The organism is Pseudomonas sp. LBUM1674 (assembly GCF_059695635.1).
In genome coordinates this window covers 66,674-93,090 of sequence record NZ_CP166779.1, presented here as the reverse complement: position 1 = coordinate 93,090, position 26,417 = coordinate 66,674, and the positions used below count along the sequence as shown (strand labels likewise).

Annotated in this window: 27 protein-coding genes; 18 read left to right on the top strand and 9 right to left on the bottom strand. The window is 59.0% G+C overall.

The annotated features are described in order from the left end of the window. Positions 1 to 7: 7 nt before the first annotated feature. On the bottom strand, positions 8 to 430 hold the full coding sequence (locus ACA067_RS00430; protein WP_497460155.1) for a PA0061/PA0062 family lipoprotein: 423 nt from the start codon (positions 428 to 430) through the stop codon (positions 8 to 10). A gap of 59 nt (positions 431 to 489) precedes the next feature. Between ACA067_RS00430 and ACA067_RS00425 the strand changes: the two genes are divergently transcribed. Further along, positions 490 to 1,566, top strand: a complete 1,077-nt coding sequence (locus ACA067_RS00425) for an aminopeptidase (protein ID WP_497460154.1) — start codon at positions 490 to 492, stop codon at positions 1,564 to 1,566. Between the two features lie 122 nt (positions 1,567 to 1,688). Here ACA067_RS00425 and ACA067_RS00420 read toward each other — a convergent pair whose 3' ends face one another. Both ACA067_RS00420 and ACA067_RS00415 read right to left on the bottom strand, forming a co-directional pair. Then, positions 1,689 to 2,339 carry an HAD family hydrolase gene (locus ACA067_RS00420; protein ID WP_497460153.1) on the bottom strand — a complete coding sequence of 217 codons (651 nt, stop codon included), beginning with the start codon at positions 2,337 to 2,339 and terminating at the stop codon, positions 1,689 to 1,691. Positions 2,340 to 2,383: 44 nt separating this feature from the next. Beyond that, positions 2,384 to 2,929: a gamma carbonic anhydrase family protein gene (locus ACA067_RS00415; protein WP_497460152.1), complete on the bottom strand. Its 546-nt coding sequence runs from the start codon at positions 2,927 to 2,929 to the stop codon at positions 2,384 to 2,386. A gap of 103 nt (positions 2,930 to 3,032) precedes the next feature. On the opposite strand from ACA067_RS00415, the gene prlC reads away from it, so the two are divergent. The 5 genes from prlC (at position 3,033) to ACA067_RS00390 (ending at position 9,456) form a co-directional block, all read left to right on the top strand. Next, positions 3,033 to 5,084 (top strand): oligopeptidase A, encoded by a 2,052-nt coding sequence (gene prlC / locus ACA067_RS00410; RefSeq protein ID WP_497460151.1) that lies wholly within the window; start codon positions 3,033 to 3,035, stop codon positions 5,082 to 5,084. Then, positions 5,081 to 5,368 (top strand): YheV family putative zinc ribbon protein, encoded by a 288-nt coding sequence (locus ACA067_RS00405; RefSeq protein WP_497460150.1) that lies wholly within the window; start codon positions 5,081 to 5,083, stop codon positions 5,366 to 5,368. Before prlC ends, ACA067_RS00405 begins: the two co-directional genes overlap by 4 nt. Positions 5,369 to 5,614: 246 nt before the next feature. Further along, positions 5,615 to 6,355 (top strand): gluconate 2-dehydrogenase subunit 3 family protein, encoded by a 741-nt coding sequence (locus ACA067_RS00400; protein WP_497460149.1) that lies wholly within the window; start codon positions 5,615 to 5,617, stop codon positions 6,353 to 6,355. A gap of 2 nt (positions 6,356 to 6,357) precedes the next feature. After that, positions 6,358 to 8,142, top strand: a complete 1,785-nt coding sequence (locus ACA067_RS00395) for a GMC family oxidoreductase (RefSeq protein ID WP_497460148.1) — start codon at positions 6,358 to 6,360, stop codon at positions 8,140 to 8,142. 12 nt (positions 8,143 to 8,154) lie between these two features. Beyond that, complete coding sequence (locus ACA067_RS00390) at positions 8,155 to 9,456, top strand: c-type cytochrome (protein ID WP_497460147.1); 1,302 nt, start codon at positions 8,155 to 8,157, stop codon at positions 9,454 to 9,456. A gap of 58 nt (positions 9,457 to 9,514) precedes the next feature. Here the strand turns inward: ACA067_RS00390 and ACA067_RS00385 are convergent, their stop codons facing one another. Next, on the bottom strand, positions 9,515 to 9,820 hold the full coding sequence (locus ACA067_RS00385) for a hypothetical protein (protein WP_497460146.1): 306 nt from the start codon (positions 9,818 to 9,820) through the stop codon (positions 9,515 to 9,517). Between the two features lie 239 nt (positions 9,821 to 10,059). Between ACA067_RS00385 and ACA067_RS00380 the strand changes: the two genes are divergently transcribed. From ACA067_RS00380 to ACA067_RS00370, 3 genes are all read left to right on the top strand, one after another. Next, complete coding sequence (locus ACA067_RS00380; RefSeq protein ID WP_497460145.1) at positions 10,060 to 11,118, top strand: PA0069 family radical SAM protein; 1,059 nt, start codon at positions 10,060 to 10,062, stop codon at positions 11,116 to 11,118. Between the two features lie 247 nt (positions 11,119 to 11,365). Continuing rightward, positions 11,366 to 12,097: a carbonic anhydrase gene (locus tag ACA067_RS00375; protein ID WP_008152483.1), complete on the top strand. Its 732-nt coding sequence runs from the start codon at positions 11,366 to 11,368 to the stop codon at positions 12,095 to 12,097. Between the two features lie 90 nt (positions 12,098 to 12,187). Then, the gene (locus ACA067_RS00370; protein WP_497460144.1) at positions 12,188 to 13,714 is read left to right on the top strand and encodes a SulP family inorganic anion transporter; all 1,527 of its coding nucleotides are present in this window, start codon (positions 12,188 to 12,190) and stop codon (positions 13,712 to 13,714) included. Positions 13,715 to 13,835: 121 nt separating this feature from the next. On the opposite strand, the gene ACA067_RS00365 is transcribed toward ACA067_RS00370, so the two are convergent. After that, the gene (locus ACA067_RS00365) at positions 13,836 to 14,486 is read right to left on the bottom strand and encodes a hypothetical protein (RefSeq protein WP_497460143.1); all 651 of its coding nucleotides are present in this window, start codon (positions 14,484 to 14,486) and stop codon (positions 13,836 to 13,838) included. A 371-nt stretch (positions 14,487 to 14,857) separates the two neighbouring features. Between ACA067_RS00365 and coxB the strand changes: the two genes are divergently transcribed. From coxB to ACA067_RS00345, 4 genes are all read left to right on the top strand, one after another. After that, positions 14,858 to 15,985, top strand: a complete 1,128-nt coding sequence (gene coxB / locus ACA067_RS00360; protein ID WP_497460142.1) for a cytochrome c oxidase subunit II — start codon at positions 14,858 to 14,860, stop codon at positions 15,983 to 15,985. Positions 15,986 to 16,067: 82 nt separating this feature from the next. Then, entirely contained in the window at positions 16,068 to 17,660 is a 1,593-nt protein-coding gene (ctaD, locus tag ACA067_RS00355) for a cytochrome c oxidase subunit I (RefSeq protein ID WP_150746554.1), read from the top strand. A 117-nt stretch (positions 17,661 to 17,777) separates the two neighbouring features. Continuing rightward, the gene (locus ACA067_RS00350) at positions 17,778 to 18,329 is read left to right on the top strand and encodes a cytochrome c oxidase assembly protein (RefSeq protein WP_497460141.1); all 552 of its coding nucleotides are present in this window, start codon (positions 17,778 to 17,780) and stop codon (positions 18,327 to 18,329) included. A gap of 25 nt (positions 18,330 to 18,354) precedes the next feature. Next, positions 18,355 to 19,242, top strand: a complete 888-nt coding sequence (locus ACA067_RS00345; RefSeq protein WP_497460140.1) for a cytochrome c oxidase subunit 3 — start codon at positions 18,355 to 18,357, stop codon at positions 19,240 to 19,242. Positions 19,243 to 19,313: 71 nt separating this feature from the next. Here ACA067_RS00345 and ACA067_RS00340 read toward each other — a convergent pair whose 3' ends face one another. Then, complete coding sequence (locus ACA067_RS00340; protein ID WP_497460139.1) at positions 19,314 to 19,517, bottom strand: twin transmembrane helix small protein; 204 nt, start codon at positions 19,515 to 19,517, stop codon at positions 19,314 to 19,316. Between the two features lie 70 nt (positions 19,518 to 19,587). Between ACA067_RS00340 and ACA067_RS00335 the strand changes: the two genes are divergently transcribed. From ACA067_RS00335 to ACA067_RS00315, 5 genes are read left to right on the top strand one after another with little or no spacing between them, the layout of a single operon-like run. Next, the gene (locus ACA067_RS00335; protein WP_497460138.1) at positions 19,588 to 20,328 is read left to right on the top strand and encodes an SURF1 family protein; all 741 of its coding nucleotides are present in this window, start codon (positions 19,588 to 19,590) and stop codon (positions 20,326 to 20,328) included. Next, complete coding sequence (locus ACA067_RS00330) at positions 20,294 to 20,887, top strand: PA_0111/PP_0108 family redox-active disulfide protein (RefSeq protein WP_497460137.1); 594 nt, start codon at positions 20,294 to 20,296, stop codon at positions 20,885 to 20,887. The genes ACA067_RS00335 and ACA067_RS00330 overlap by 35 nt, the downstream gene beginning before the upstream one ends. 10 nt (positions 20,888 to 20,897) lie before the next feature. Next, positions 20,898 to 21,977 carry a COX15/CtaA family protein gene (locus ACA067_RS00325; protein ID WP_497460136.1) on the top strand — a complete coding sequence of 360 codons (1,080 nt, stop codon included), beginning with the start codon at positions 20,898 to 20,900 and terminating at the stop codon, positions 21,975 to 21,977. Next, positions 21,965 to 22,864, top strand: a complete 900-nt coding sequence (gene cyoE, locus ACA067_RS00320; protein WP_150799906.1) for a heme o synthase — start codon at positions 21,965 to 21,967, stop codon at positions 22,862 to 22,864. Before ACA067_RS00325 ends, cyoE begins: the two co-directional genes overlap by 13 nt. Further along, positions 22,861 to 23,496: an SCO family protein gene (locus ACA067_RS00315; RefSeq protein WP_497460135.1), complete on the top strand. Its 636-nt coding sequence runs from the start codon at positions 22,861 to 22,863 to the stop codon at positions 23,494 to 23,496. Before cyoE ends, ACA067_RS00315 begins: the two co-directional genes overlap by 4 nt. A 202-nt stretch (positions 23,497 to 23,698) precedes the next feature. Here the strand turns inward: ACA067_RS00315 and ACA067_RS00310 are convergent, their stop codons facing one another. The 3 genes from ACA067_RS00310 to ACA067_RS00300 all read right to left on the bottom strand — a co-directional run bounded on the left by ACA067_RS00310 (position 23,699) and on the right by ACA067_RS00300 (position 26,243). After that, on the bottom strand, positions 23,699 to 24,472 hold the full coding sequence (locus tag ACA067_RS00310; protein ID WP_497460134.1) for a MetQ/NlpA family ABC transporter substrate-binding protein: 774 nt from the start codon (positions 24,470 to 24,472) through the stop codon (positions 23,699 to 23,701). 89 nt (positions 24,473 to 24,561) lie between these two features. Further along, a complete protein-coding gene (locus tag ACA067_RS00305; protein WP_307334238.1) occupies positions 24,562 to 25,236 on the bottom strand; it encodes a methionine ABC transporter permease in 675 nt (224 codons plus the stop codon). Further along, positions 25,236 to 26,243 (bottom strand): methionine ABC transporter ATP-binding protein, encoded by a 1,008-nt coding sequence (locus tag ACA067_RS00300; RefSeq protein ID WP_497460133.1) that lies wholly within the window; start codon positions 26,241 to 26,243, stop codon positions 25,236 to 25,238. The genes ACA067_RS00305 and ACA067_RS00300 overlap by 1 nt, the downstream gene beginning before the upstream one ends. Positions 26,244 to 26,417: the final 174 nt, after the last annotated feature.

Sequence of the window (26,417 nt, the reverse complement as noted above, 5' to 3'; positions counted from 1 at the left end):
ACGCCGATCAGGTGCGTTGGCAGCCAGCCGGTGTCCCTTGGCCAATCACTTTTCGCTGTTGATCATAGAGCTTTGCCCACGGCCGGAAACCGATATTCCCGGCTTGCAGCTGATACCGCTCGCCAGCGTTGAATTCCTTGAATTTCACGTTCAACTGACAATCACGCCATAGCGGCTCGGCATCGGGACCGATATTGGTTGGCGCGACAGGGAACTGGTAGCGCACCGTCAACTCATGGCTACCGGGATGAACCTCGAAGTAGCGCTTGTCGGCGGCGGCCTTGTCATCGACTTCCAGCGCTTGCAGCGCTGTATCTTCTTGCTGCGAATCCAGGTCGATCCACGCTTGGGCCGGATCATGGCGAGGTAATCCGAATCCGGCACAACCTGTCAGCAACAACAGGCTTCCTGTCAGCATCAACGTGCGCATAGCGGAGCTCCAGTCAGGCGGGATAGTCTTGTGGGCAGACTTTCCAGGGATGATTCATTTTGATCAGGCCGCTTCCAAGCCTTGGGTTACTTGATCGCGTTTTACGCATTTTGTTTCCGGGCGTGTTGTTTTTGTTGCTCAACGGTTGCGCGAGCGTCAGCTATTACGGTCAATTGGCCAGTGGTCAGCTGCAACTGCTGCGGGCACGGGAGCCGGTTTCCAGCGTGATTGCCGATCCCGGTCGCGATCAGCAATTGCGTGCGCACCTGACGCAATCACAAAAGGCCCGGACGTTCGCCAGCCAACATCTGCACCTGCCGGACAATCAGAGCTATCGTCTATACGCCGACATTGGCCGGCCATTCGTCGTCTGGAATGTGTTTGCCACGCCAGAGTTTTCCCTGACGCCGCAGAACCATTGTTTCCCCATTGCCGGTTGCGTCGCCTATCGCGGTTACTACAGCCAGGGCGCAGCCCGCGGTGAAGCGGCCTTGCAACGACTGCAAGGTATGGACGTGTCGATCGGCGGTGTCGAGGCCTATTCGACGCTCGGCTGGTTCAACGATCCGATCATCAGTTCGATGATGGGTTGGGGCGACGAGCGGCTGGCGACATTGATCTTTCACGAACTGGCGCATCAGCGCTTGTATGTGAAGGACGACACCGAGTTCAACGAGTCTTTCGCCTCTTTCGTCGAACAGGAAGGCACTCGCCAATGGCGCGCATTCCGAGGCCTGGCGCCGGACGACGGCGTACAGGTGCAGCGACGCGAGCAATTCCTTCAATTGATTCTGGACACCCGCAGGCAGCTCGAATGGCTGTACGCCCTGCCGCTACCTGCCTACCAGATGCGTCAACGCAAGGCGGCAACGTTCGAGCGCTTGCGAGGTAATTATCGACTGCTGCGAGACAGCCAATGGGCGGGGGACAATCGCTACGATGCCTGGATCAATGCGCCGATGAACAATGCCCGGCTGTTACCGTTTGGGTTGTATGACGAACGGGTGCCGGCGTTTGCGGTGTTGTTCCGGCAGGTGGGCGGGGATTGGGTGAAATTTTATGCGGCGGCCGAGAAGCTGGGGACTCTGCCGGTTGAAAAGCGTAAGGCGGCGTTGGAGGTTTTGGCTAAATCATAAAGCTTCAGTGGCTGAACGGGCCTCTTCGCGAGCAGGCTCGCTCCCACAGGAGTTCGGTCGTTCACATAATTTGTATTCGACTCGGACCTGTGGGAGCGGGCTTGCTCGCGCAGGCAATTTAACTAACGCTGCAAAAACGCCTGATGCAACTCATCCAGCGTTTCAAAGTGATAGGCCGGCGCTTCTGCGCTCAGCTCTTCACGGCTACCAAATCCGTAGCCCACCGCCGCGGCATCCAGCCCATTGCTCCGCGCGCCGATCAGGTCGTGTTTACGATCGCCGATCATCAAGGTGTTGCTTGGGTCCAGGTCTTCTTCGGCCAGCAGATGGGCGATCAGCTCGACTTTATTGGTACGGGTCCCGTCCAGTTCGCTGCCGTAGATCACCTTGAAGTGTTTCGCAAAGTCGAAGTGCCTGGCGATTTCCCGGGCGAAGATCCAGGGTTTGGAGGTCGCGATGTACAGCTGTCGCCCTTGCCCGCCGAGGGTTTCCAGCAACGGCGTGACGCCGTCGAATACGCGGTTCTCGTAAAGGCCGGTGACCTTGAAGCGTTCGCGATAGAAGTTGACCGCTTCCCAGGCCTTGGGCTCGTCGAAATCGTAGAACTGCATGAACGCCTGCAACAACGGCGGGCCGATAAAGTGTTCGAGTTTGGTCAGATCAGGTTCATCGACCCCCAATTTGCTCAGGGCAAACTGGATCGAACGGGTAATGCCCTCCCGCGGATCGGTCAGGGTGCCATCAAGGTCGAATAAAACGGTTTGGTAATGCATGAAAATTCCTGAGCAATAGCGGGACGCTTTCCGTTAACAGGAGCCTAGATCTGGTCGTAGCCTTCGGCCAGATGCAGGTCCTTGAGCTTTACGTAATTCGCCGCGCTGTAGGTGAAAAAGGCTTTTTCCTTGTCGGTCAGCGTACGGATCTGTTTCACCGGGCTGCCCACGTAGAGGAAACCGCTTTCCAGGCGCTTGCCAGGCGGTACCAGGCTGCCGGCGCCGATGATCACGTCATCTTCCACCACCGCGCCATCCATCACGATGCTGCCCATGCCAATCAGGACCCGGCTACCCACGGTGCAACCATGAAGCATGACTTTATGCGCGATGGTCACGTCATCGCCGATCAGCAACGGGAAGCCATCAGGATTGAACGGGCCGGCATGGGTGATGTGCAGCACGCAGCCGTCCTGGACACTGGTGCGCGCACCTACACGGATGCGATGCATGTCGCCACGGATCACTGTCAGCGGCCAGATCGAGCTGTCGTCGCCGATTTCAACGTCGCCGATCACCACCGCCGAGCGGTCGACAAAAGCGCCTTTACCGAGCAGCGGCGTGTGGTTCTGATACTTGCGAAGGGTCACGATAGGCTCTCTCTCTATTGCTGATAGCTGCGGTCGACGTCGATTGTAATTAAGATGGGGCTATGTTTCTTCCAGCATGTTTCTTCCAGCCAAGGTGCCAACCGTGAGCGTGAACAACCCTCTTTTGCAGTCCTACGACCTGCCGCCGTTCTCGGCGATCCGTGCCGAGCACGTGCAACCGGCCATTGAACAGATCCTGGCTGACAACCGCGCCGCCATTATCGAGATCCTCAAAACCGAGGGTAAACAACCGACCTGGGCCGGCCTGGTGCTGGCAATGGATGAACTCAACGATCGCCTCGGCGCGGCCTGGAGCCCGGTCAGCCACCTGAATGCTGTGTGCAACAGCGCCGAATTGCGTGAAGCCTATGAGTCCTGCCTGCCCGCCTTGAGCGCCTACTCCACCGAGCTGGGCCAGAATCGCGAGCTGTTCGAGGCCTTCGAAGCGCTGGCCAACAGCCCGGAAGCGGCCGGTTTCGATGTGGCGCAGAAAACCATTCTGGAACACTCTCTGCGTGACTTCCGCCTGTCGGGTATCGACCTGCCTGAAGCCGAACAAAAGCGTTATGCCGAAGTGCAGAGCAAATTGTCGGAGCTGGGCAGCCGCTTCTCCAACCAGTTGCTCGACGCGACCCAGGCCTGGACCAAGCACGTCACCGATGAAGCCACCCTCGCTGGCCTGACCAATTCGGCCAAGGCCCAAATGGCTGCCGCGGCCCAGGCGAAAGACCTGGATGGCTGGCTGATCACCCTGGAATTCCCGAGCTACTACGCGGTAATGACCTACGCCCAGGACCGCAGCCTGCGCGAAGAAGTCTACGCTGCCTACTGCACCCGTGCGTCGGACCAAGGCCCGAATGCCGGTCAGAACGATAACGGCCCGGTCATGGAAGAAATCCTCGACCTGCGTCAGGAACTGGCCAGACTCCTGGGTTTCGCCAGTTTTTCGGAGCTGAGCCTGGCCACCAAAATGGCCGAATCCAGCGACCAGGTCATCAGTTTCCTGCGCGATCTGGCCAAGCGCAGCAAGCCGTTCGCCGCCCAGGATCTGGAACAGCTCAAAGCCTATGCCGCCGAACAAGGCTGCCCGGACCTGCAAAGCTGGGACAGCGGTTTCTACGGTGAAAAACTCCGCGAGCAGCGCTACAGCGTTGCCCAGGAAGCCCTTCGCGCCTACTTCCCGATCGACAAAGTGCTGGGCGGCCTGTTCGCCATCGTCCAGCGTCTGTACGGCATTGAAATCGCCGAGCAGAAAGGCTTCGACACCTGGCACCCGGATGTTCGCCTGTTCGAAATCAAGGAAAACGGCCAGCACGTCGGTCGTTTCTTTTTTGACCTCTACGCCCGCGCCAACAAGCGCGGTGGTGCCTGGATGGACGGCGCCCGTGATCGTCGCCGCACCGCCGAAGGTGTACTGCAGAGTCCGGTGGCCAATCTGGTGTGCAACTTCACCCCGGCCGACAGCGGCAAGCCTGCGCTGCTGACCCATGATGAAGTGACTACGCTGTTCCACGAATTCGGTCACGGCTTGCATCACCTGCTGACCCGCGTCGAGCATGCCGGCGTATCCGGCATCAACGGCGTAGCCTGGGATGCGGTCGAGCTGCCAAGCCAGTTCATGGAAAACTGGTGCTGGGAGCCGGAAGGCCTGGCGCTGATCTCCGGTCATTACGAAACCGGCGAGCCGCTGCCTCAGGACCTGCTGGAAAAAATGCTCGCGGCGAAGAACTTCCAGTCCGGCCTGATGATGGTTCGCCAGCTGGAATTCTCGCTGTTCGACTTCGAACTGCATGCCACCCACGGCGACGGACGCAGTGTGTTGCAAGTGCTCGAAGGTGTGCGCGACGAGGTCTCGGTCATGCGCCCGCCGGCCTACAACCGTTTCCCGAACAGCTTCGCCCACATCTTCGCCGGCGGTTACGCGGCGGGCTACTACAGCTACAAATGGGCGGAAGTGCTGTCGGCGGATGCTTTCTCGAAATTCGAAGAAGACGGCGTGCTCAATGCCGACACCGGTCGCGCGTTCCGCGAGGCGATCCTGGCGCGGGGCGGTTCCCAAGAACCGATGGTGCTGTTCGTCGACTTCCGGGGACGGCCACCGTCGATTGACGCACTCTTGCGCCACAGCGGCCTGAGTGAGGTCGCGGCCGCATGAGCGAGGATCCTGTGATTACCAAAAGACGCTTTATCGCCGGGGCGGTCTGCCCGGCTTGCAGCGAGCCGGACAAGTTGATGATGTGGAACGAAGACCAAGTCCCGCATCGCGAGTGCGTGGCCTGCGGTTATTCGGACACGCTGAATGAACAAGGTCTGTCGGTGCCCAAGGAGTTGGGCACACGAGTCAACACTTCGGCGCTGAAAGCGCCTGATGTCAAGGTTCAGGCCGTGCAGTTCTTCCCGAACCCGAAGCTGAAGAAAAAGCCGGACGAACAGCACTGAGTTAAACCCACCTTCCACCCTTTGACGGGGTGGAAGGTGGTATCGATGACCCCCCTCCCTGCCTGCAATCCCTAAGTTTTTAGCTGAATCGATTCAACTTGATACTTAGCCTGCTATCATTTGTTTCCAAAGTTTGCAGAAGCGCTGCATTTCCCCCGGTCTTCCACGACCCGCATTTGCTGTCAAAACGAAAAGTCGTTCGACGAAACGGCTGACAACCATTATTGCCTGATGAGGTGCCCCCCCATGTCTGATCAAGATCGAGACAACCCGCGGCGTGAGTTTTTGCGCAAATCCCTGACCTTGATCCCGGTGGTCACCGTCGCCAGCACCGGTTTGGGCAGCACGGTCCTGATGGCTGCGCCTGAAGCGGCTCCAGTCAGCCCCGACAAGCCATCCGCCAGCACCACTGCGTATGAACCCAGCTACTTCACCGCCGAAGAGTGGACATTCATCAAGTCTGCCGTCGCCCAATTGATCCCGAACGATGCCCAAGGCCCAGGTGCGCTGGAAGCCGGTGTGCCTGAATACATCGACCGCCAGATGAACACTCCATACGCCGCAGGCGCATTGTGGTTCATGCAAGGGCCGTTCAACGCCGACGCCGTTCCGGAAATGGGCTGGCAGAGCAAACTGGTGCCCAAAGACATCTATCGCTTGGGCATCGCTGCGACGGATGCCTGGTCGAAAGCGCTCAACGGTAAAGTATTTGCTGAGCAAGACAGCGCTACCCGAGACGATTTGCTCAAGCAATTGGAGGCAGGTAAACCTCAGTTCGACAGTGTCCCGGCAAAGATTTTTTTCAACCTGCTGCTGCAAAACACCAAGGAAGGGTTCTTCTGCGACCCGATCCACGGCGGCAATAAAGGCATGGTCGGCTGGACCATGATCGGCTTCCCCGGCGCCCGCGCCGATTTCATGGATTGGGTGGAACGCAACGAGCAATACCCCTTCCCGGCAGTTTCAATTCGCGGCGAGAGGGCGTGAGCATGGCAACGGTAATGAAGAAGGTCGATGCAGTGATCGTCGGTTTTGGCTGGACAGGCGCGATCATGGCCAAGGAGCTGACGGAAGCCGGCCTCAATGTGCTCGCACTGGAGCGCGGCCCCATGCAGGACACCTACCCCGACGGCAACTATCCGCAGGTGATCGACGAACTCACCTACAGCGTGCGTAAAAAACTATTCCAGGACATTTCCAAAGAAACCGTCACCATTCGTCATAGCGTGAATGACATCGCACTGCCGAACCGCCAATTGGGCGCGTTCCTGCCCGGTAACGGTGTGGGTGGTGCCGGTCTGCACTGGTCCGGCGTGCACTTTCGGGTCGACCCGATCGAGTTGCGTATGCGCAGCCACTATGAAGAACGCTACGGCAAAAACTTCATTCCCAAGGACATGACCATCCAGGACTTTGGCGTCAGCTATGAAGAGCTGGAGCCATTTTTCGATTACGCCGAGAAAGTCTTCGGCACCTCGGGTCAGGCCTGGACGGTGAACGGTCAACGGGTCGGTGAAGGCAAGGGGGGTAATCCGTATGCCCCGGATCGCTCTAATCATTTCCCGCTGGAATCGCAGAAGAACACTGTTTCCGCACAGCTGTTTGGGAAAGCGGCCACCGCCGTGGGTTACAAACCCTACAACCTGCCGTCGGCGAATACTTCGGGCCCGTACACCAACCCTTATGGCGCGCAGATGGGACCCTGCAACTTCTGCGGTTTTTGCAGCGGTTACGTTTGCTACATGTACTCCAAGGCATCGCCTAACGTGAACATTTTGCCGGCGCTCAAACCGTTGCCGAATTTCGAGTTGCGGCCCAATTCCCACGTGCTGCGAGTCAACCTCGACAGCACCAAGACCAAGGCCACCGGTGTGACCTATGTCGACGGACAGGGTCGGGAGATCGAACAGCCGGCGGATCTGGTGATCCTCGGCGCCTTCCAGTTCCACAACGTGCGGCTGATGCTGCTCTCCGGCATCGGCAAGCCCTACGACCCCATCAGCGGCGAAGGGGTAGTCGGCAAGAACTTCGCCTACCAGAACATGGCCACGATCAAGGCGTTCTTCGACAAGGACACCCACACCAACAACTTTATCGGCGCCGGTGGTAATGGCGTGGCGGTGGACGATTTTAACGCCGACAACTTCGATCACGGGCCTCACGGCTTCGTCGGCGGCTCACCGATGTGGGTCAACCAGGCAGGCAGCCGACCGATCGCCGGGACCTCCAACCCGCCGGGCACCCCGGCCTGGGGCAGTGCCTGGAAACGTGCCACCGCCGATTACTACACCCACCAAGTGTCGATGGACGCCCATGGTGCGCATCAGTCTTATCGTGGCAACTACCTCGATCTGGACCCGGTATACCGCGACGCCTACGGCTTGCCGCTGCTGCGGATGACCTTCGACTGGCAGGAAAACGACATCAGGATGAACCGCTTCATGGTCGAGAAAATGGGCAAGATCGCCGAAGCGATGGGCCCCAAGGCCATTGCCGTGATCGGTAAAAAAGTCGGCGATCATTTCAACACCGCGTCTTACCAGACCACCCACCTCAACGGCGGCGCGATCATGGGTACCGACCCGAAAACCAGCGCCCTGAACCGTTACTTGCAGAGTTGGGACGTGCACAACGTATTCGTGCCTGGCGCGTCAGCTTTCCCACAAGGCCTGGGCTACAACCCTACTGGCCTGGTAGCAGCATTGACCTACTGGTCGGCCCGGGCGATCCGCGAGCAGTACCTTAAAAACCCCGGCCCGCTGGTTCAGGCTTAAGGAGCGATGACCATGAAATCATTAGTTATCGCCACTCTGGCGCTGCTCGGTTGTGGCTCGATCAACGCTGCAGAAGCTGATCAAAACCTGATCAAGCAAGGTGAGTACCTTGCCCGTGCCGGCGACTGCGTGGCCTGCCACACCGCCAAGGACGGCAAGCCCTTCGCCGGTGGCCTGCCGATGGAGACACCGATCGGGACGATCTACTCCACCAACATCACCCCGGATAAAACCGGACTGGGGGACTACAGTTTCGAGGACTTCGACAAAGCGGTCCGGCATGGCGTCGTCAAAAACGGCAGTACGTTGTACCCGGCCATGCCGTATCCGTCCTACGCACGCGTCAGCGAAACCGACATGCAGGCGTTGTATGCCTACTTCATGAAGGGCGTGGCGCCCGTAGCTCAGGAAAACAAGGACAGCGACATCCCCTGGCCCTTGAGCATGCGCTGGCCGCTTGCGGGCTGGCGCTGGATGTTTGCCCCGGCCGTCGAGGACCATAAAACCACACCTGGCGCAGATGCCGTGGTCAGTCGCGGGGCGTATCTGGTGGAAGGCCTCGGACATTGCGGCGCGTGCCATACGCCGCGTGCCCTGACCATGCAGGAAAAAGCCCTGGATGCCGGCGAAGGCAGCGCGTTTCTGTCAGGCAGTGCACCCCTTGAAGGCTGGATCGCGAAAAGTCTGCGGGGCGATCACAAAGACGGCCTCGGCAGCTGGAGCGAGGAGCAACTGGTGCAGTTCCTCAAGACCGGTCGCAGCGATCGCAGCGCGGTATTTGGTGGCATGAGTGATGTGGTGACTCACAGCATGCAGTACATGACGGATAACGATCTGAACGCGATTGCCCGCTATCTCAAGTCCTTGCCAGCGAATGATCCTGACGATAAGCCGCATCAGTACGACAAACAGGTCGCCCAGGCGCTGTGGAACGGTGACGACAGCAAGCCTGGCGCGGCGGTGTACATCGACAACTGTGCAGCCTGCCATCGTACCGATGGCCATGGCTACACCCGAGTGTTTCCGGCGTTGACGGGTAACCCGGTATTGCAGTCGGACGATGCGACGTCGCTGATTCACATCGTGCTCAAGGGCGGCACGTTGCCTGCAACCCATAGCGCACCCTCGACCTTCACGATGCCTGGGTTCGCCTGGCGCTTGTCGGATCAGGAAGTGGCAGACGTGGTTAACTTCATTACCACGAGCTGGGGAAATAAAGGGGTCTCGGTAAATTCCGAAGAGGTTGCCAAGTTACGCAAAAACGACATGACAACAACCTCAAGCGACGACCTTGGACAACTGACCAAGCATTGACAATGCAGACGTCGAACTTAAACCTGCATGATGTTCATGCGGGTTTAATTAGCCGTTCTTACGGGTTTAAGATGTTCGAATAAGCCGTGGCCAAGGCCAGTAATCTGGCCTTGTCTTCGCCGTCGATAGCACCATCACCATCTACATCGCTGTGGATTCTGCCGATGCTGAAGGAGCGGCCTCCATCGCTGGAGACAGCCGTTACGTAGACCGAGTCGACCAGTCGATCGGTTTCCTCCTGATTGACCGGGTCCCAAGTCGACTCTTTTCGCGCAAGTTGCAGTGAAACCTGCGCTTCCCGCGGGTGGGTAATGCTCGGAGACAATAGTTGCAAAAATATACCGCGCTGATTGAAAAATGACATTTATTAAATCCTTTTAATTATAGATACCCTGAGAACTTCATGTGGCACGAATAGTATTAACCAGCCCTATAAAAACTCCACGTGCTATATATTTCCTGTGATGACCAGACGTCGATTCGATCACTGCTACGTTCTTTAATGCATCCACTCAAAAAGTAGCCATAAAGCTGCCGAACGGCACTGGCCTATGACCGGTTGCTCGGATACTGTATGCGCATACAGCTAACGGAAGCACATCGATGACCATGCCTCTGCCACCTCGCGGTCGCGGCACCGCCAGCAATCCGCACAACCGCTTCGCCCCGAACCGCTCGGTGGCCGAGGATGACGGCTGGTATCAGGAAGCACCGATGACCCAAGCCACGGAGGTGCGGATCGAGACGGCGAAAACCATCATCACCCGCAACAACTCGCCGGATTTGCCCTTCGATCGCTCGATCAATCCCTATCGCGGGTGCGAGCACGGATGCATTTATTGTTACGCACGGCCCAGCCATGCCTATTGGGACCTGTCGCCGGGGCTGGATTTCGAAACTAAGCTGATCGCCAAGACCAACGCCGCGGATGTGTTGGAGGAGCAACTCTCCAGGCGCGGTTATCAATGTGCGCCGATCAACCTGGGCTCCAACACGGATCCTTATCAGCCCATCGAGCGTGAACACAAGCTCACTCGCAAAACCCTGGAGGTGCTGCTGCGTTACCGCCACCCGGTCACCATCATCACCAAAGGTTCGCTGATCCTGCGCGATCTGGACCTGCTGGCCGAGCTCGCTCAGCAAAGACTGGTGGCCGTAATGATCAGCCTGACCACCCTGGACGACGAGCTCAAATGCATCCTCGAACCCCGCGCCGCTGCGCCCAAGGCCCGACTGCGAGCCATCAGGGTAATGCGTGAAGCGGGAATTCCGGTGGGGGTGCTGTGCTCGCCAATGATTCCAATGATCAACGACAGCGAACTCGAAAGCCTGCTCACCGAGGCCCATGGCGCTGGCGCACAAAGTGCAGCCTACATGATGTTGCGCCTGCCTCTGGAAGTGGCGCCGCTGTTTGAAGAATGGCTGGCGGCCCATTATCCTCAGCGTGCAGCCCACGTTTTGAGCCTGATCCGCCAGAGTCGTGGCGGTGAGCTCTACGACAGCCGGTTCGGCAGCCGGATGCGCGGCGAAGGTCCATTTGCCGATTTGCTGGCGCAACGCTTTGCCAAAACCATCAAACGCCTGGGGCTCAATCGTCGGGAAGGATTCAATCTGGACTGCACAGCCTTCTGTCCGCCAGGGCGCCAGATGTCGTTGATTTGAGGACAATTGGCCTATGGTTGAGTAGGGTGAAACAAGCATCGCCTCCAGCCTGGTCACGTTTTTTGTGACTTGGAACACACGTACTAGAGCGTTTCATTCAGTTTCAATTAAGTTTCGGCAGCTACCTTGTTCATCGAGTGACTGACGGGTCGGCATGTTCGACCTGGATGTTTTTTAAACAGCCACTGGCTTCACATCGGATAACACGGGAAAATTCCCTGACTGACTCCGCCAAAGAGGATGAATCATGAGTGACAAGGATAAACAGCCGTTGGCTGCGTCGGCTTCAGCCCACCCGGAGGCGGAAACCGCCGATGCAGCGCTGCAGCATATCGTTGACGGCTTTTTGCATTTTCATCACGAGGTTTTTCCACAGCAGGAAGAACTCTTCAAAAAACTCGCCACGGCCCAAAGCCCCAGAGCGATGTTCATCGCCTGCGCCGATTCGCGCATCGTTCCTGAGCTGATCACCCAAAGCGCCCCTGGCGATCTGTTCGTGACCCGTAACGTCGGCAATGTGGTTCCGCCGTACGGGCAAATGAACGGCGGTGTGTCCACTGCGATCGAATACGCAGTACTGGCCCTCGGCGTGCAGCACATCATCATTTGCGGGCACTCCGACTGCGGCGCCATGCGTGCGGTACTCAACCCGCAAAGCCTGGAAAAAATGCCAACGGTCAAAGCCTGGTTGCGCCACGCCGAAGTGGCAAAAACCATGGTCCAGGAAAACTGCCATTGCGCTGACGAAAACGAAAGCATGCACGTCCTCACCGAGGAGAATGTGATCGCCCAGCTGCAACATTTGCGCACGCACCCGTCGGTAGCCTCGCGCATGGCCAATGGTCAGTTGTTTATCCATGGTTGGATCTACAACATCGAAACCAGCGAAATCAGAGCTTACGACGCGGACAAGGGTTGTTTCCTGCCGCTCGATGGCAGCCATCCGATTCCGGTGGCGACGCCCAAAGCGCGCTTCTAAATCCTCCTAAATCATTGTGTGGTTTAGCCAAGGCTGCCGATCAGGCAGCCTGGCTTCGCCACGCCTGAAGAAAACTTCGGGAGAGTCACCATGCGTGCTGCTCAACTTAAAGCTGTTCTGCCACGGGAGCTGCTGGCGTCCGTGGTTGTGTTTCTCGTCGCCCTGCCCTTGTGCATGGGCATCGCCATCGCCTCGGGGCTGCCGCCCTCCAAGGGTTTGATCACCGGGATCATCGGTGGCTTGGTGGTGGGCTGGATTGCCGGTTCGCCACTGCAAGTCAGCGGTCCGGCGGCCGGTTTGGCTGTTCTGGTGTTCGAACTGGTGCGCCAGCATGGTATCGCCATGCTCGGGCCAATCCTGCTGCTGGCCGGTTTTCTGCAGCTTGTGGCCGGGCGTTTAAAACTCGGCTGCTGGTTCCGGGTGACGGCGCCGGCGGTGGTCTACGGCATGCTCGCCGGGATTGGTGTACTGATCGTGTTGTCACAGGTGCATGTGATGCTCGACTCCGTGCCCAAGCCCTCGGGGCTGGATAATCTGGCAGCCTTCCCGGCTGCCGTCGTGCAGGCCTTGCCGTCCTTCGGTTGGCAAGCCGGGTTGCTCGGACTGTCGACGATTGCGGTGATGTGGCTGTGGGAGAAATTCCGCCCCCATTCCCTGCGCTTCATTCCCGGCGCACTGCTTGGGGTAGGCCTGGCGACCGTCGCCAGCCTGGTGCTCGCATTGCAGGTCAAACGAGTAGAAGTCCCGGCCAACCTGGCGGAAGCCATCGACTGGCTGAAACCCGCCGACTTGCTCAATCTGGCTGACCCGACCTTGCTGATCGCCGCATTTGCCGTGGCGTTTATCGCCAGCGCCGAAACCCTGCTCTCGGCCGCCGCGGTGGACCGCATGCACAGCGGCCAGCGCTCAGACTTCGACCGGGAATTGTCGGCTCAAGGCGTAGGCAACATGCTTTGCGGTTTACTCGGCGCGCTACCGATGACCGGCGTGATCGTGCGCAGTTCGGCCAACGTCCAGGCCGGCGCCACCACGCGACTGTCGGCGATCTTCCATGGCCTGTGGTTACTGGCTTTCGTGTTGCTGCTGTCCAGCGTGCTGCAAAGCATTCCGGTGGCGAGCCTGGCGGGCGTTCTGGTTTACACCGGCTTCAAACTGGTCGATCTCAAGGCTTTCCGCGGTCTGGGCCGATATGGCCGGATGCCGATGTTCACCTACGCGGCGACCGCTCTGGCAATCATCTTCACCGACCTGCTGACTGGCGTGCTGATCGGCTTCGGCCTGACCCTGGCCAAGCTGGCCTGGAAGGCTTCGCGACTGAAGATAAGCCTGATCGATCTGCCCAAGGACGGCGAAATGGAGCTGCGATTAATAGGTGCAGCGACCTTTCTCAAGGTGCCGGCGCTGACCCAAGTGCTGGGGACCATTCCGGCAGGCGCGACAGTGCATGTGCCACTCAATAACTTGAGCTACATCGATCACTCGTGTCTGGAGTTGCTGGAGGAATGGGGTCGGGCCAATGCGGCCAAGGGATCAAAACTGTTGATTGAAGCGCGGGGGTTGAAGCGCAGGCTTGAAGGACGGTTGAGAACCACGTCCGGAGTGGGTTCAACCGTATAGAAAACACTGTGGGAGCGAGCCTGCTCGCGAAGGCAATGGGTCATTCAACATTGATGTCGACTGATCCAACGCTTTCGCGAGCAGGCTCGCTCCCACAGGGGGTGATGTTGATCCTGAAGGATCAAGCCGCCGGCTGATCCAGCTCCAGCCCTACGCCCAGCTGGCGTGACAGGCATGGCCAGCGTTTCCATGCAGCACCGGTGTCCGGGCTGTTGAGTTTCTCGCGGTAGGCTTCCACCGACTCCAGCGCGAAACTCTCTTCGTTGAGCATCTCGTCGACGGCGTGATGCACCGCCTCATCCAGTTGGTTGGCGAACTCCTCACCGATCAGATGATGAGCAATCAGGTTGGCAACAGTCATGTCCAATGGGATCAGTGGCTGGCCAAAATGCTTGATGTACAGGTCATTGACCTCTTCGACCAGACGGTGCGCCAGATAGGCTTCGTCCAGCAGGCTGTCCAGACCGACGTGACCGGCCATGATCGCCGGGGGCTGGAGGAAGAACTGCTCGGCGATTTTAAGCACCGGCTTGATCTGTGATTCGATGCCCGCTTCCCTGGCGACTTCATTGGCTGCATCCAGCAGGTCCGGTACTTGCTCGATATACGCGGCCACAAAACGCGTCATCACGCCGTTGGCGTCGACCTCCGGCAATTGGATGGCGGAGTGAAGGTGTGGCAGTTGGGTTTCCAGCTGACGAGTCAGCAGGCCGGTTTCGGCTTCGTGCAGTTGGGCTTTTTGGATCTGCTCGCGCAATGCGGCGGTGTTCATGAAAACTCCAGGAAACAAAGACAATGAAATAGGGAAGACATAACTTAGCTGCCATATGAAAAATGCTAAGACGCATTTGTCATAAATGTTTCATCCTTGAGACACCTCCGTTATAACGGATTGTGACCACTGGTCTGCATCCTTCTCCATTCGTGCCTTGGAACGCAAGTCCCAGCTGTTTCACTCGATTTACGCCGCCACGTTGCGAGGTGGCAGTCGCTGTCTATACTCGGGTTGGAATGGAGTTAGCTGATGACGCCCGACTGCACACGCAGCAAGGCTTGGCGATTCAAGTTCGTAGTCTGAAAAAGCCGCTCCCTTGCCGCAGGTGAAAGCCGGCGGGATAAAAAGAACGATAAGGGGAACCCGCAATGATGCGACATCCACACGTCTGGATGGGCCTCCTGTTGTGGTCGATTTTCAGTCCGGCACACGCCGCATGGACTGTGAATATGGCGCCTGGAGCGACTGAAATCAGTCACGCAGTATTTGACCTGCACATGACCATTTTCTGGATCTGTGTAGTGATCGGCATCATCGTCTTCGGCGCCATGTTCTGGTCGATGATTCTCCACCGCCGCTCAACCGGGCAGGTGGCCGCAAAATTTCATGAAAGCACCACCGTTGAAATCCTCTGGACCATCGTGCCCTTCCTGATCCTGGTGGCCATGGCGGTTCCCGCGACTGCAACCCTGATCAAGATGTACGACGCCAGTGAGCCGGATATCGATATCCAGGTCACCGGCTATCAGTGGAAGTGGCACTACAAATACCTGGGCCAGGACGTTGAGTTCTTCAGTAACCTGACCACGCCCGCCGATCAGATCCACAACAAGGAAGCCAAGAGCGAGCACTACTTGCTTGAGGTCGATAAGCCTTTGGTGCTGCCGATCGGCGCCAAGGTGCGCTTCCTGGTGACTTCCGCCGATGTCATCCACTCTTGGTGGGTGCCGGCCTTTGCGGTCAAGCGCGATGCGATTCCGGGGTTCGTCAACGAAGCCTGGACCCGCGTCGACAAGCCCGGCATCTACCGCGGTCAATGCGCCGAATTGTGCGGCAAGGATCACGGCTTCATGCCGATCGTGGTCGAGGTCAAGGAAAAGGCCGATTACGAAAAATGGCTGGGCGAGCGCAAGGCTGAAGCCCTGCAACTCAAAGAGCTGACCAGCAAGGAATGGACCCTCGACGAGCTCAAAGAGCGCGGCGACAAGGTCTATCACACCACTTGCGTGGCCTGTCACCAGGCCGAAGGCCAGGGCCTGCCGCCGATGTTCCCGGCCCTCAAGGGCTCGAAAATCGCCACCGGACCGATCAAGGATCACCTGAGCATTGTCTTCCATGGCAAGCCTGGCACCTCCATGGCGGCGTTCGGCAAGCAGCTCTCGGAAGTCGATATCGCAGCGGTCGTGACCTACGAACGTAACGCCTGGGGCAACAACAAGGGCGACATGGTCACCCCTAAAGAAGTGCTGGAGCTGAAACAGGCGGAAAGCAAATGACCCGGTCTATTGCACACGTAAGGAACCAGTCGGGGCATCGCGCCCTGGCCTGCCCAGCCCATCTGTTTGCAGGAGACAGGACATGACTGCTGTAGTCGATGACCATGTTCATACCGGCACCGCCCACGCCCACGGCCCCGCCAAAGGCCTGATGCGCTGGGTGCTGACTACCAACCACAAGGATATCGGCACGCTGTACCTGTGGTTCGCGTTCTCCATGTTCTTGCTCGGCGGCTCGTTCGCGATGGTGATTCGTGCCGAGTTGTTCCAGCCGGGACTGCAAATCGTCCAGCCGGAGTTCTTCAACCAGATGACCACCATGCACGGTCTGGTGATGGTCTTCGGCGCGGTCATGCCGGCCTTCGTCGGCCTCGCCAACTGGATGATTCCGTTGATGATCGGCGCGCCGGACATGGCCCTGCCACGAATGAACAACTTCAGCTTTTGGCTATTGCCGGCGGCGTTCATCCTGCTGGTATCGACCCTGTTCACCCCCGGCGGCGGACCGAACTTCGGCTGGACGTTCTACGCCCCGCTGTCGACGACCTATGCGCCGGAAAGCGTGACCTTCTTCATCTTCGCCATCCACTTGATGGGGATCAGTTCGATCATGGGCGCGATCAACGTGATCGCCACCATCCTCAATCTGCGCGCCCCCGGCATGACGCTGATGAAAATGCCGCTGTTCGTCTGGACCTGGCTGATCACCGCGTTCCTGCTGATCGCGGTGATGCCGGTACTGGCCGGCTGCGTGACGATGATGCTGATGGACATCCACTTCGGCACCAGCTTCTTCAGTGCCGCCGGTGGCGGTGACCCGGTGTTGTTCCAGCATGTGTTCTGGTTCTTCGGTCACCCCGAGGTGTACATCATGATCCTGCCGGCCTTCGGTGCCGTCAGCTCGATCATTCCGGCCTTCTCACGCAAGCCGCTGTTTGGCTACACCTCGATGGTCTATGCGACGGCGAGTATCGCGTTCCTGTCGTTCATCGTCTGGGCGCACCACATGTTCGTGGTCGGCATTCCGCTGGTGGGTGAGCTGTTCTTCATGTACGCCACGCTGCTGATCGCGGTGCCCACCGGGGTGAAGGTGTTCAATTGGGCCAGCACCATGTGGCAGGGCTCGCTGACCTTCGAGACGCCGATGCTGTTCGCGGTGGCGTTCGTGATCCTGTTCTCCATCGGCGGTTTCTCCGGATTGATGCTGGCCATCGCCCCGGCGGACTTCCAGTACCAGGACACCTACTTTGTGGTCGCGCACTTCCACTATGTGCTGGTGCCGGGAGCAATCTTCGGGATCTTCGCTTCGGCCTACTACTGGCTGCCGAAATGGACCGGCCACATGTATGACGAAACCCTCGGCAAGCTGCACTTCTGGCTGTCGTTCATCGGCATGAACATGGCCTTTTTCCCGATGCACTTCGTGGGTCTGGCGGGCATGCCGCGGCGGATTCCGGACTACAACCTGCAATTCGCCGACTTCAATATGGTGTCGTCGATCGGTGCGTTCATGTTCGGCGCCACGCAGATCTTCTTCCTGTTCATCGTGATCAAGACCATTCGCGGCGGCGCGCCGGCACCGGCCAAACCGTGGGATGGGGCCGAAGGCCTGGAGTGGAGCATTCCGTCACCGGCGCCGTATCACACCTTCACCACGCCGCCGGAAGTGAAATGAACAGCCTTGCCTTTGTGGGAGCGAGCTTGCTCGCGATGAAGGTGGCGCGGTGTGTCAGATACACCGCTATCGCGAGCAAGCTCGCTCCCACAGGGTTTTGTGTGGAGGGCTTGCACCATGGCTGATTCGATTTCGTTGAAGAAGTTGGTCACGCGCCTGCTGTTGGTGGTGGTGGCGATGTTTGTCTTCGGCTTTGCCCTGGTGCCAATTTACGATGTGATGTGCCAGGCGTTCGGCATCAACGGCAAGACCGCCGGGCAGTATGAGGGTGAACAAACGGTCGACACCTCGCGGCAAGTGCGCGTGCAGTTTCTGTCGACCAACTCCGCCGACATGTCCTGGGATTTCTACCCCCAGAGCGACGAGCTGACCGCCAACCCGGGGGCGGTGAACGAGATGATTTTCATCGCCCATAACCCGACCGATCGCCCGATGAGTGCCCAAGCGGTGCCGAGCATCGCGCCAAGTGCAGCAGCGGCGTACTTCCACAAGACCGAATGTTTCTGCTTTACCCAGCAAGTGCTGCAGCCCGGTCAACGGATCGAGATGCCGGTACGTTTCATTGTTGACCGTGACATGCCCAAGGATGTGAAGCACCTCACGCTGTCCTACACGCTGTTCGACATCACCGCCCGACATCCACCGGTGGCTGTAAATACTGGCGGCTGAGCGTGCCCGATAAGGAGAACAATAAATGGCAACTCATGAGCATTATTACGTTCCGGCCCAGAGCAAATGGCCGATTATCGCCACGGTCGGCATGTTCGTCACAGTGTTCGGCCTGGCCACCTGGTTCAACGACCTGAAGGCAACGCGGCCGGAATCCCACGGCCCGCTGATCTTTTTCGTCGGCAGCCTGCTGCTGGCTTACATGCTGTTCGGCTGGTTCGGCACGGTGATCAAGGAAAGTCGTCAGGGGTTGTACAGCGCCCAGATGGATCGCTCGTTCCGTTGGGGCATGAGCTGGTTCATCTTCTCGGAGGTGATGTTTTTCATCGCGTTCTTTGGTGCGCTGTTTTACGTACGCAACATCACGGGGCCGGCACTGGGCGGTGAAGGCGCCAAAGGCCTCGCCCACATGCTGTGGCCGACGTTCGAATTTACCTGGCCGTTGCTGAACAACCCGGACCCGAAACTTTTCCCTGCGCCCAAGGACGTTATCAGCCCGTGGGGCCTGCCGCTGCTCAATACCGTGCTGCTGGTGAGTTCCAGTGTCACCGTGACGATCGCTCACCACGCCTTGAAAAAAGGCCATCGCGGCGCGCTGAAAATCTGGCTGGCGATCACGGTATTGCTCGGTTGCGCATTTCTCGGTTTCCAGGCTGAAGAATACATCCACGCCTACCACGAACTGGGTCTGACCCTGGGTTCGGGCATCTACGGCGCGACCTTCTTCATGCTCACCGGTTTCCACGGCGCTCATGTGACCATCGGCACCATCATCCTGTTTGTGATGCTGATGCGGATCATGCGCGGGCATTTCGACAATGAACATCAGTTCGCCTTCGAGGCGGCCAGTTGGTATTGGCACTTCGTGGACGTGGTATGGATCGGGCTGTTTGTATTCGTCTATGTGCTCTGAAAGCAGCGGCAAGCTTCAAGCTGCAAGCCTCAAGTCTGGAGCGCTTGAAGCTTGCGGCTTGTGGCTTGTAGCTACCACGGAGCGTGGGACACCAGCTGGCCGCTGAAGAAACCCCAGGCAATCAAGCCGACGGTGATGACGGCCAGAGCGACACGAACACTCAAGGCAATGACGAGGCGGTTCGAGCTGCTGTCGTCCTTGACCAGAAAAAACAGGCCGCTGAACAGGCTGACAACCGTGGCAATCAGCATCAGGACGATGGCTGCTTTGAGCATGGTGAGACTCCGGGGGAAAGGCGATGCACTTAAGTATAGCTATCGCGACTAGCGACTTTCTGGCGATGCCATGAAGCGCTTCCGGCCGGGCATCGTACCGACCCTGGTGGTCGCGGTGTTGTTGCCCATGCTGGTGTCACTTGGGTTCTGGCAAATGAGCCGGGGCGCAGAGAAAAGCGCGCTGCTGCAAAGCTACACCGAGCGCCGCGCAGCTGAACCGATGGCCAGCACCGAGCTGCAACACACCGCAGATCCGGCCTTCCGCCGGGTTCACCTGCACGGCCAGTTCGATGCCGCCCACAGCCTATTGCTGGATAACCGTCAGCGCGACGGCAAGGTTGGCGTCGAGCTGCTGCAACCGTTTCAGGATCAGGCGACCGGGCTCTGGCTGCTGGTCAATCGCGGCTGGCTGCCGTGGCCGGATCGTCGCACCCCACCGCAGTTCACTACACCGACTCAGGCCTTGAGTCTCGTTGCCTGGGTCTACGTCTCCCCCGGCGCCACTTTCCAATTGCAGGCCGACCCGAATACCACCACGTGGCCACAACTGGTTACCGCAGTTGAACCAGCCAGACTCTGGACGGCGCTGGATCGCGAAGGTTTTGCCTACGAATTACGCGCAGAAAGCGGTCCCGCGACTTACCAGGCTGACTGGCCGGTAGTCGCCATGGGACCGGAAAAACACCTGGCTTACGCCGTGCAGTGGTTCGCCATGTCGATCGCCCTGTTCGGCCTTTACCTCTATCTCGGCTGGCACAACGCAAAGGAGAAACACCATGGGAGCGGCCATGAATCCACCCAGCATGTCTGAGGCGAAAACGCCGGCGAGTCGGCGCAAGGGTCGCTTGCAGTTGCTGCTGATCCTGCTCGGGGTGATCGGTCCGATGATCCTCGCCACCGGCATGTACAAATTGCAGTTCTGGGTGCCGGAAGGTCGCAGTTATCACGGCGAACTCATCGGCAACGGCCAGACCCGCGCCGACCTCGGCGTGCAGGCACAAGAGGACCGCTGGCAGATACTGGTCACGGCGCCCAAAGAGTGTTCGGTGGACTGCCAGCAACTGGTGTACCTGGCACGGCAGATCCAGATCGGCCTCGGCCGTGATGCCGGGCGCGCCAGTCATGCCTTGGCCGCGGCACAACCGCTGAGCAGTGAATACGACGCCAAGCTGACGCGCGAGTATCCTCAATTACAACGTTATCCACTGAATCTGACCGACTTCCATAAAACCGCCGGCGACCAGTCAGTGCCGCAACTGTGGATCATCGACCCTCACGGCAATCTGGTGCTGCGCTACGACCCGACGGTGAAGGGTAAGGATCTGCTCAACGACCTGCGTCATCTGCTGAAACTGTCGAACATCGGATAAGGGCATCGTCATGGCCAAACCTGGATTTCGCCTCGCGCTGTTTGCCACCTTGCTGGCACTGATTGTGGTGTTGCTCGGCGCCTACACCCGCCTGACCCACGCCGGCCTCGGCTGCCCGGACTGGCCGGGTTGCTATGGCTTTATCAGCGTGCCGAAAAGCGAAGTTCAATTGGCCCATGCCGAACTGCATTTCCCCGACGCTCCCGTCGAAGCCCATAAGGGCTGGAACGAGATGGTTCACCGCTACTTCGCCGGCACGCTGGGGCTGTTGATCTCGGTATTGGCCGGCCGCGCCTGGGTTCATCGTCGTCATCCGGGGCAGCCGGTGAAGTTGCCGTTGTTTTTGCTGGCAGTGGTGATTGCCCAAGCGGCATTCGGCATGTGGACGGTGACGCTCAAGCTCTGGCCACAAGTAGTCACCGGGCATTTACTCGGTGGTTTTGCGACGTTGAGCCTGCTGTTTTTGCTGACGTTGCGATTGTCCGGCGTGTTGCCGGCGCTGACCGTGCCACGGCGTTTGCAATACTGGGCCACCGCCGGGTTGCTGCTGGTGATCCTGCAAATTGCCTTGGGCGGATGGGTCAGCTCCAACTACGCGGCGGTGGCCTGTATCGACTTCCCGACCTGTCATGGGCAATGGCTGCCGCCCGCGGACTTCGCCAACGGTTTTCACCTGACCCAACACATCGGCCCGAATTACCTCGGCGGGCAACTGGACAGCGATGCCCGTACCGCGATTCATCTGACTCACCGCATCGGCGCTTTGCTGGTGACCCTCGTGTTGCTGGGGCTGGCCTGGCAACTGAAGGTGGTCGGCATGACGCGCCTGGCGGGGCTGGTGCTGATGGCCCTCGCTGCACAAATCACTCTGGGCATCAGCAACGTGCTGTTTCATTTGCCGCTGCCGGTGGCCGTTGCTCACAACGCTGGCGGCGCAGCACTCCTGCTGACGATGGTGCTGGTCAATTATCACGCGCGAACCAGTCTGGTTCGGGTCAAGCAGCAACCCCCTGCGCGCTGGCGGTTCAGCCCGCGCAAACACTCAGCCGGGCCCATAACAATAAAAGGAGAGATGCCATGGCGACTCTGATCGGCGCACGTCACAGTCAAGCGATCTGGCGTGACTACCTGGAGCTGACCAAGCCGAAAGTGGTGGTGCTGATGCTCATCACCTCGCTGGTGGGGATGTTCCTCGCGACCCGCGCCGGGGTGCCGTGGACGGTGCTGGTGTTCGGCAATCTGGGGATCGCCTTGTGTGCCGGTGGTGCGGCAGCCGTCAATCATGTGGTGGACCGACGCATCGATGCGGTCATGGCCCGCACGCACAAACGTCCCTTGGCCGAGGGTCGAGTGTCACCGGCGGCCGCGCTGACGTTTGCCTTGGTATTGGCGGTGCTTGGGCAAGCCATACTGCTGGCCTTCACCAATCCACTGACGGCGTGGCTGACCCTGGCCTCGCTGCTCGGCTATGCGGTGGTCTACACCGGTTTCCTGAAACGCGCGACGCCGCAGAACATTGTCATCGGCGGACTGGCCGGCGCCGCCCCGCCACTGCTCGGCTGGACCGCGGCCACCGGCCACGTCAGCGCCGAACCCCTGTTGCTGGTGCTGATCATCTTCGCCTGGACCCCGCCGCACTTCTGGGCCCTGGCCATCCACCGCAAAGAGGAATACGCCAAGGCCGACATTCCGATGCTGCCGGTGACCCATGGCGAGCACTACACCAAGGTTCACATCCTGCTTTACACCTTTGCGCTGCTGGCCGTGAGCCTGATGCCGTATGTGATCCACATGAGCGGCATCCTCTACCTGATTTGCGCACTGGGCCTGGGCGCGAGGTTTCTGCAATGGGCCGTGGTGCTGTACCGTGGCACTCGGCCGCACGCGGCGATCAACACCTTCAAGTACTCTATCTACTACTTGTTCCTGCTGTTTATCGCGCTGCTCGTAGACCACTACTTACTGTTGAACCTATGACTCGAACCCAGAAAACCATCTTCATCCTCGTCGCCCTGATCGCGCTGGTCCTGGGCCTGACTATCAACAAAGTACTGTCCGGCAAAGGCCAGGGTGACCCGACGGCACTGATCGACGCCGGGATCATCCTGCTGCCGCAAAGCCGCAACCTGCCGGATGTGACGATGACCGATCAGGACGGCAAGCCAGTCACGGTCAACGAGTTGAAGGGCAAATGGTCGCTGCTGTTCTTCGGCTACACCTTCTGCCCGGACATCTGCCCGACCACCCTCGCCCAGCTGCGCCAGATCAAGAGCGAACTGCCACCCGAGGCCGTGGACAAGTTGCAGATTGTGCTGGTCAGCGTCGACCCGAACCGCGACACCCCGAAGCAACTCAAGCAGTATCTGGGCTACTTCGATCCGCAGTTCATAGGGCTGACCGCGTCTTCGGTCGAAGACATTCAGAAGCTGGCCAATGCGGTGAGCATTCCGTTCATTCCAGCGGACACCAGCAAGGCGAATTACACCGTCGATCACAGTGGCAACCTGGCGGTAATCGGGCCGGACGGGACCCAGCGCGGGTTCATTCGGGCGCCGTTGAACAACGTGAAACTGGTGGCGCAGTTGCCGGTGATGCTTACCCGCAAATAAGCACCACGCCCTCCCACAGGGGACGGTGTTTCAGGCGTAAAAAAGGGGCGCATTCAATGCGCCCCTTTTTCGTACCTGATCGTTCCCACGCTCTGCGTGGGAATGCAGCCAGGGACGCTCTGCGTCCCCCGAAGCGAACGCGGAGCGTCCGGTGAGGCATTCCCACGCAGAGCGTGGGAACGATCAGGTGTAGCGGGTTAGATCAGAACGCCGGCACTACCGCGCCTTTGTACTTCTCGAGAATGAAGGCTTTCACTTCCGGGCTGTGCAGCGCAGCAACCAGTTTCTTCATCGCTTCGCTGTCCTTGTCGTCCGGACGAGATACCAGGATGTTCACGTACGGCGAGTCGCTGCCTTCGATGACCAGCGCATCCTTGGCCGGATCGAGCTTGGCTTCCAGCGCGTAGTTGGTGTTGATCAGCGCCAGGTCGACCTGGGTCAGCACACGGGGAATGGTTGCGGCTTCCAGTTCACGGAATTTCAGGTCCTTGGCGTTCTCGGTGATGTCCTTCACGGTCGACAGGATATTGTTGGAATCCTTCAACTTGATCAGGCCGGCCTTCGCCAGCAGCAACAGCGCACGGCCGCCGTTGGTGGCATCGTTCGGGATCACTACGTTGGCACCGCCCGGCAGCTCGGTCAGCGCCTTGTACTTGCTGGAGTAAGCACCCAGCGGTTCCAGGTGTACGCCGGTCACGGCAACCAGATTGGTGGTCTTGGCCTTGTTGAACTCATCGAGGTACGGCTGGTGCTGGAAGAAGTTGGCGTCAAGACGTTTCTCAGCGACCTGCACGTTCGGCTGGATGTAGTCGGTGAAGACCTTGACCCTCAGGTCCACGCCTTCTTTGGCCAGGGCCGGTTTGACGAATTCGAGGATTTCCGCGTGCGGGACCGGGGTGGCCGCGACGGTCAGGGTGTCGGCAGCGTGAGCGGAAAAGGCTGCAACGGCAGCGAACGCGACGAGTAGTTTTTTCATTCAGCTAACTCCTTGTGGGTACTCGCTTGCGACGCCTGGATTCGGCGCCTGCCAGCGAATGGCCGGCTCATGCATTTAACTAAAAAGGCTCATTTACGAGAAAAGTGTACGACCAGCTTGTCGCCAACGGTTTGCAGCACTTGCACCAGCACCAGCAGCAACACCACGGTGACCACCATCACATCGGTCTGGAAACGCTGGTAACCGAAACGGATCGCCAGGTCACCCAGGCCGCCAGCGCCGACCACACCGGCCATTGCCGTGTAGGACACCAGCGTAATGGCGGTCACCGTAATCGCTGCGAAGATGCCCGGCCGAGCTTCCGGCAGCAACGCATTGGTGATGATCTGCCGCGTCGTCGCGCCCATCGCCTGGGTCGCCTCGATGATACCGCGATCCACTTCACGCAAAGCGGTTTCCACCAGTCGCGCGAAGAATGGCGTGGCGCCCACCACCAAGGGTGGAATCGCACCGGCGACCCCCAGCGAAGTGCCGGTGATCAATACTGTGAACGGAATCATCACGATCAACAGAATGATGAACGGCAGCGAACGCAGGATGTTCACCACCAGCGACAACATCGCATAGACGCCCTTGGCTTCAAGCAATTGTCGCGGGCTGCAGAGGAACAACAGTACGCCCAAGGGCAGGCCCAGCAGCACGGTGAACAACAGCGAACCGAAGAGCATCAGCAAGGTATCGCCGGTGGCCAGCCAGATCTCGAACCAGTCGATATTGGCAAAGAAACTTGTCAGGACTTCCATTAGCGCAGGACCTCCATGTGAACTTCAGCTGCGGTGAAGTGGGCGAACGCCGCTTCCATGTCGCCGCCGGTCACGGCCAGGGTCAACTGCCCGTAGGGAACGTCTTTGATGCGGTCGATGCGACCGGCCAGGATGCTGTAGTCGACACCGGTTTCCCGAGCGACGGTACCCAGCAACGGTGCGTAGGTCGCTTCGCCCTGGAAGGTCAGACGCACGATGCGGCCCGGCACGTGAGCGAAGTCGTCGCGCTGTTCGCTTTCGTCGATCTGCTCGTCTTCCTGGACGAAGCGCTTGGTAGTCGGGTGCTTGGGATGCAGGAACACCTCGGCCACCGAACCTTGCTCGACGATCACGCCAGCGTCCATCACCGCCACCTGATCGCAGACCCGGCGGATCACGTCCATTTCGTGGGTGATCAGGACGATGGTCAGCTTCAGCTCGCGATTGATCTCGGCCAGCAATTGCAGGACCGACGCGGTGGTCTGCGGATCAAGTGCGCTGGTCGCTTCGTCGCACAACAGGATTTTCGGCTTGGTTGCCAGGGCGCGGGCGATGCCGACTCGCTGCTTCTGGCCACCGGACAACTGCGCCGGGTACTTTTTCGCGTGGTCGGACAAACCCACCCGCGCCAGCAATTCAGCCACACGCCGATCGATCTCAGTGCGAGACAGTTCACCGGCCAGCGTCAGCGGCAGCGCGACGTTGTCGGCCACGGTCTTGGACGCCAGCAGGTTGAAGTGCTGGAAAATCATCCCGACCTGCTGACGGAAGCGCCGCAGGCTGTTGGCATCAAGCGCGGTGACCTCTTCGCCATCAACGAAGATCTTGCCGCCGCTGGAGTTTTCCAGGCGATTGATCAGACGCAGCAGGGTACTTTTTCCCGCGCCGGAGTGGCCGATCAGGCCGAATACCTGACCGTTCTCAATCGTCAGACTGGTCGGATGCAGGGCGGGAATATCCTTACCGGCGACGCGGTAGGTTTTGTGGACGTTTTGAAACTCGATCACGTAGCGAACCTTGTGGGGCGCGTTAGAAAAGGATCAGCGGATAGCCGGGCGCGCATTTTAGCCTGTCCGTATAGAGGTTCTTAGCATTTATTTCGCATTCAACCTGTCATTTGGCAATAACGCGATCAAAGGTCAGAAAAAAGGAACGGCTAAAAATGTCACCAGTCATTAATT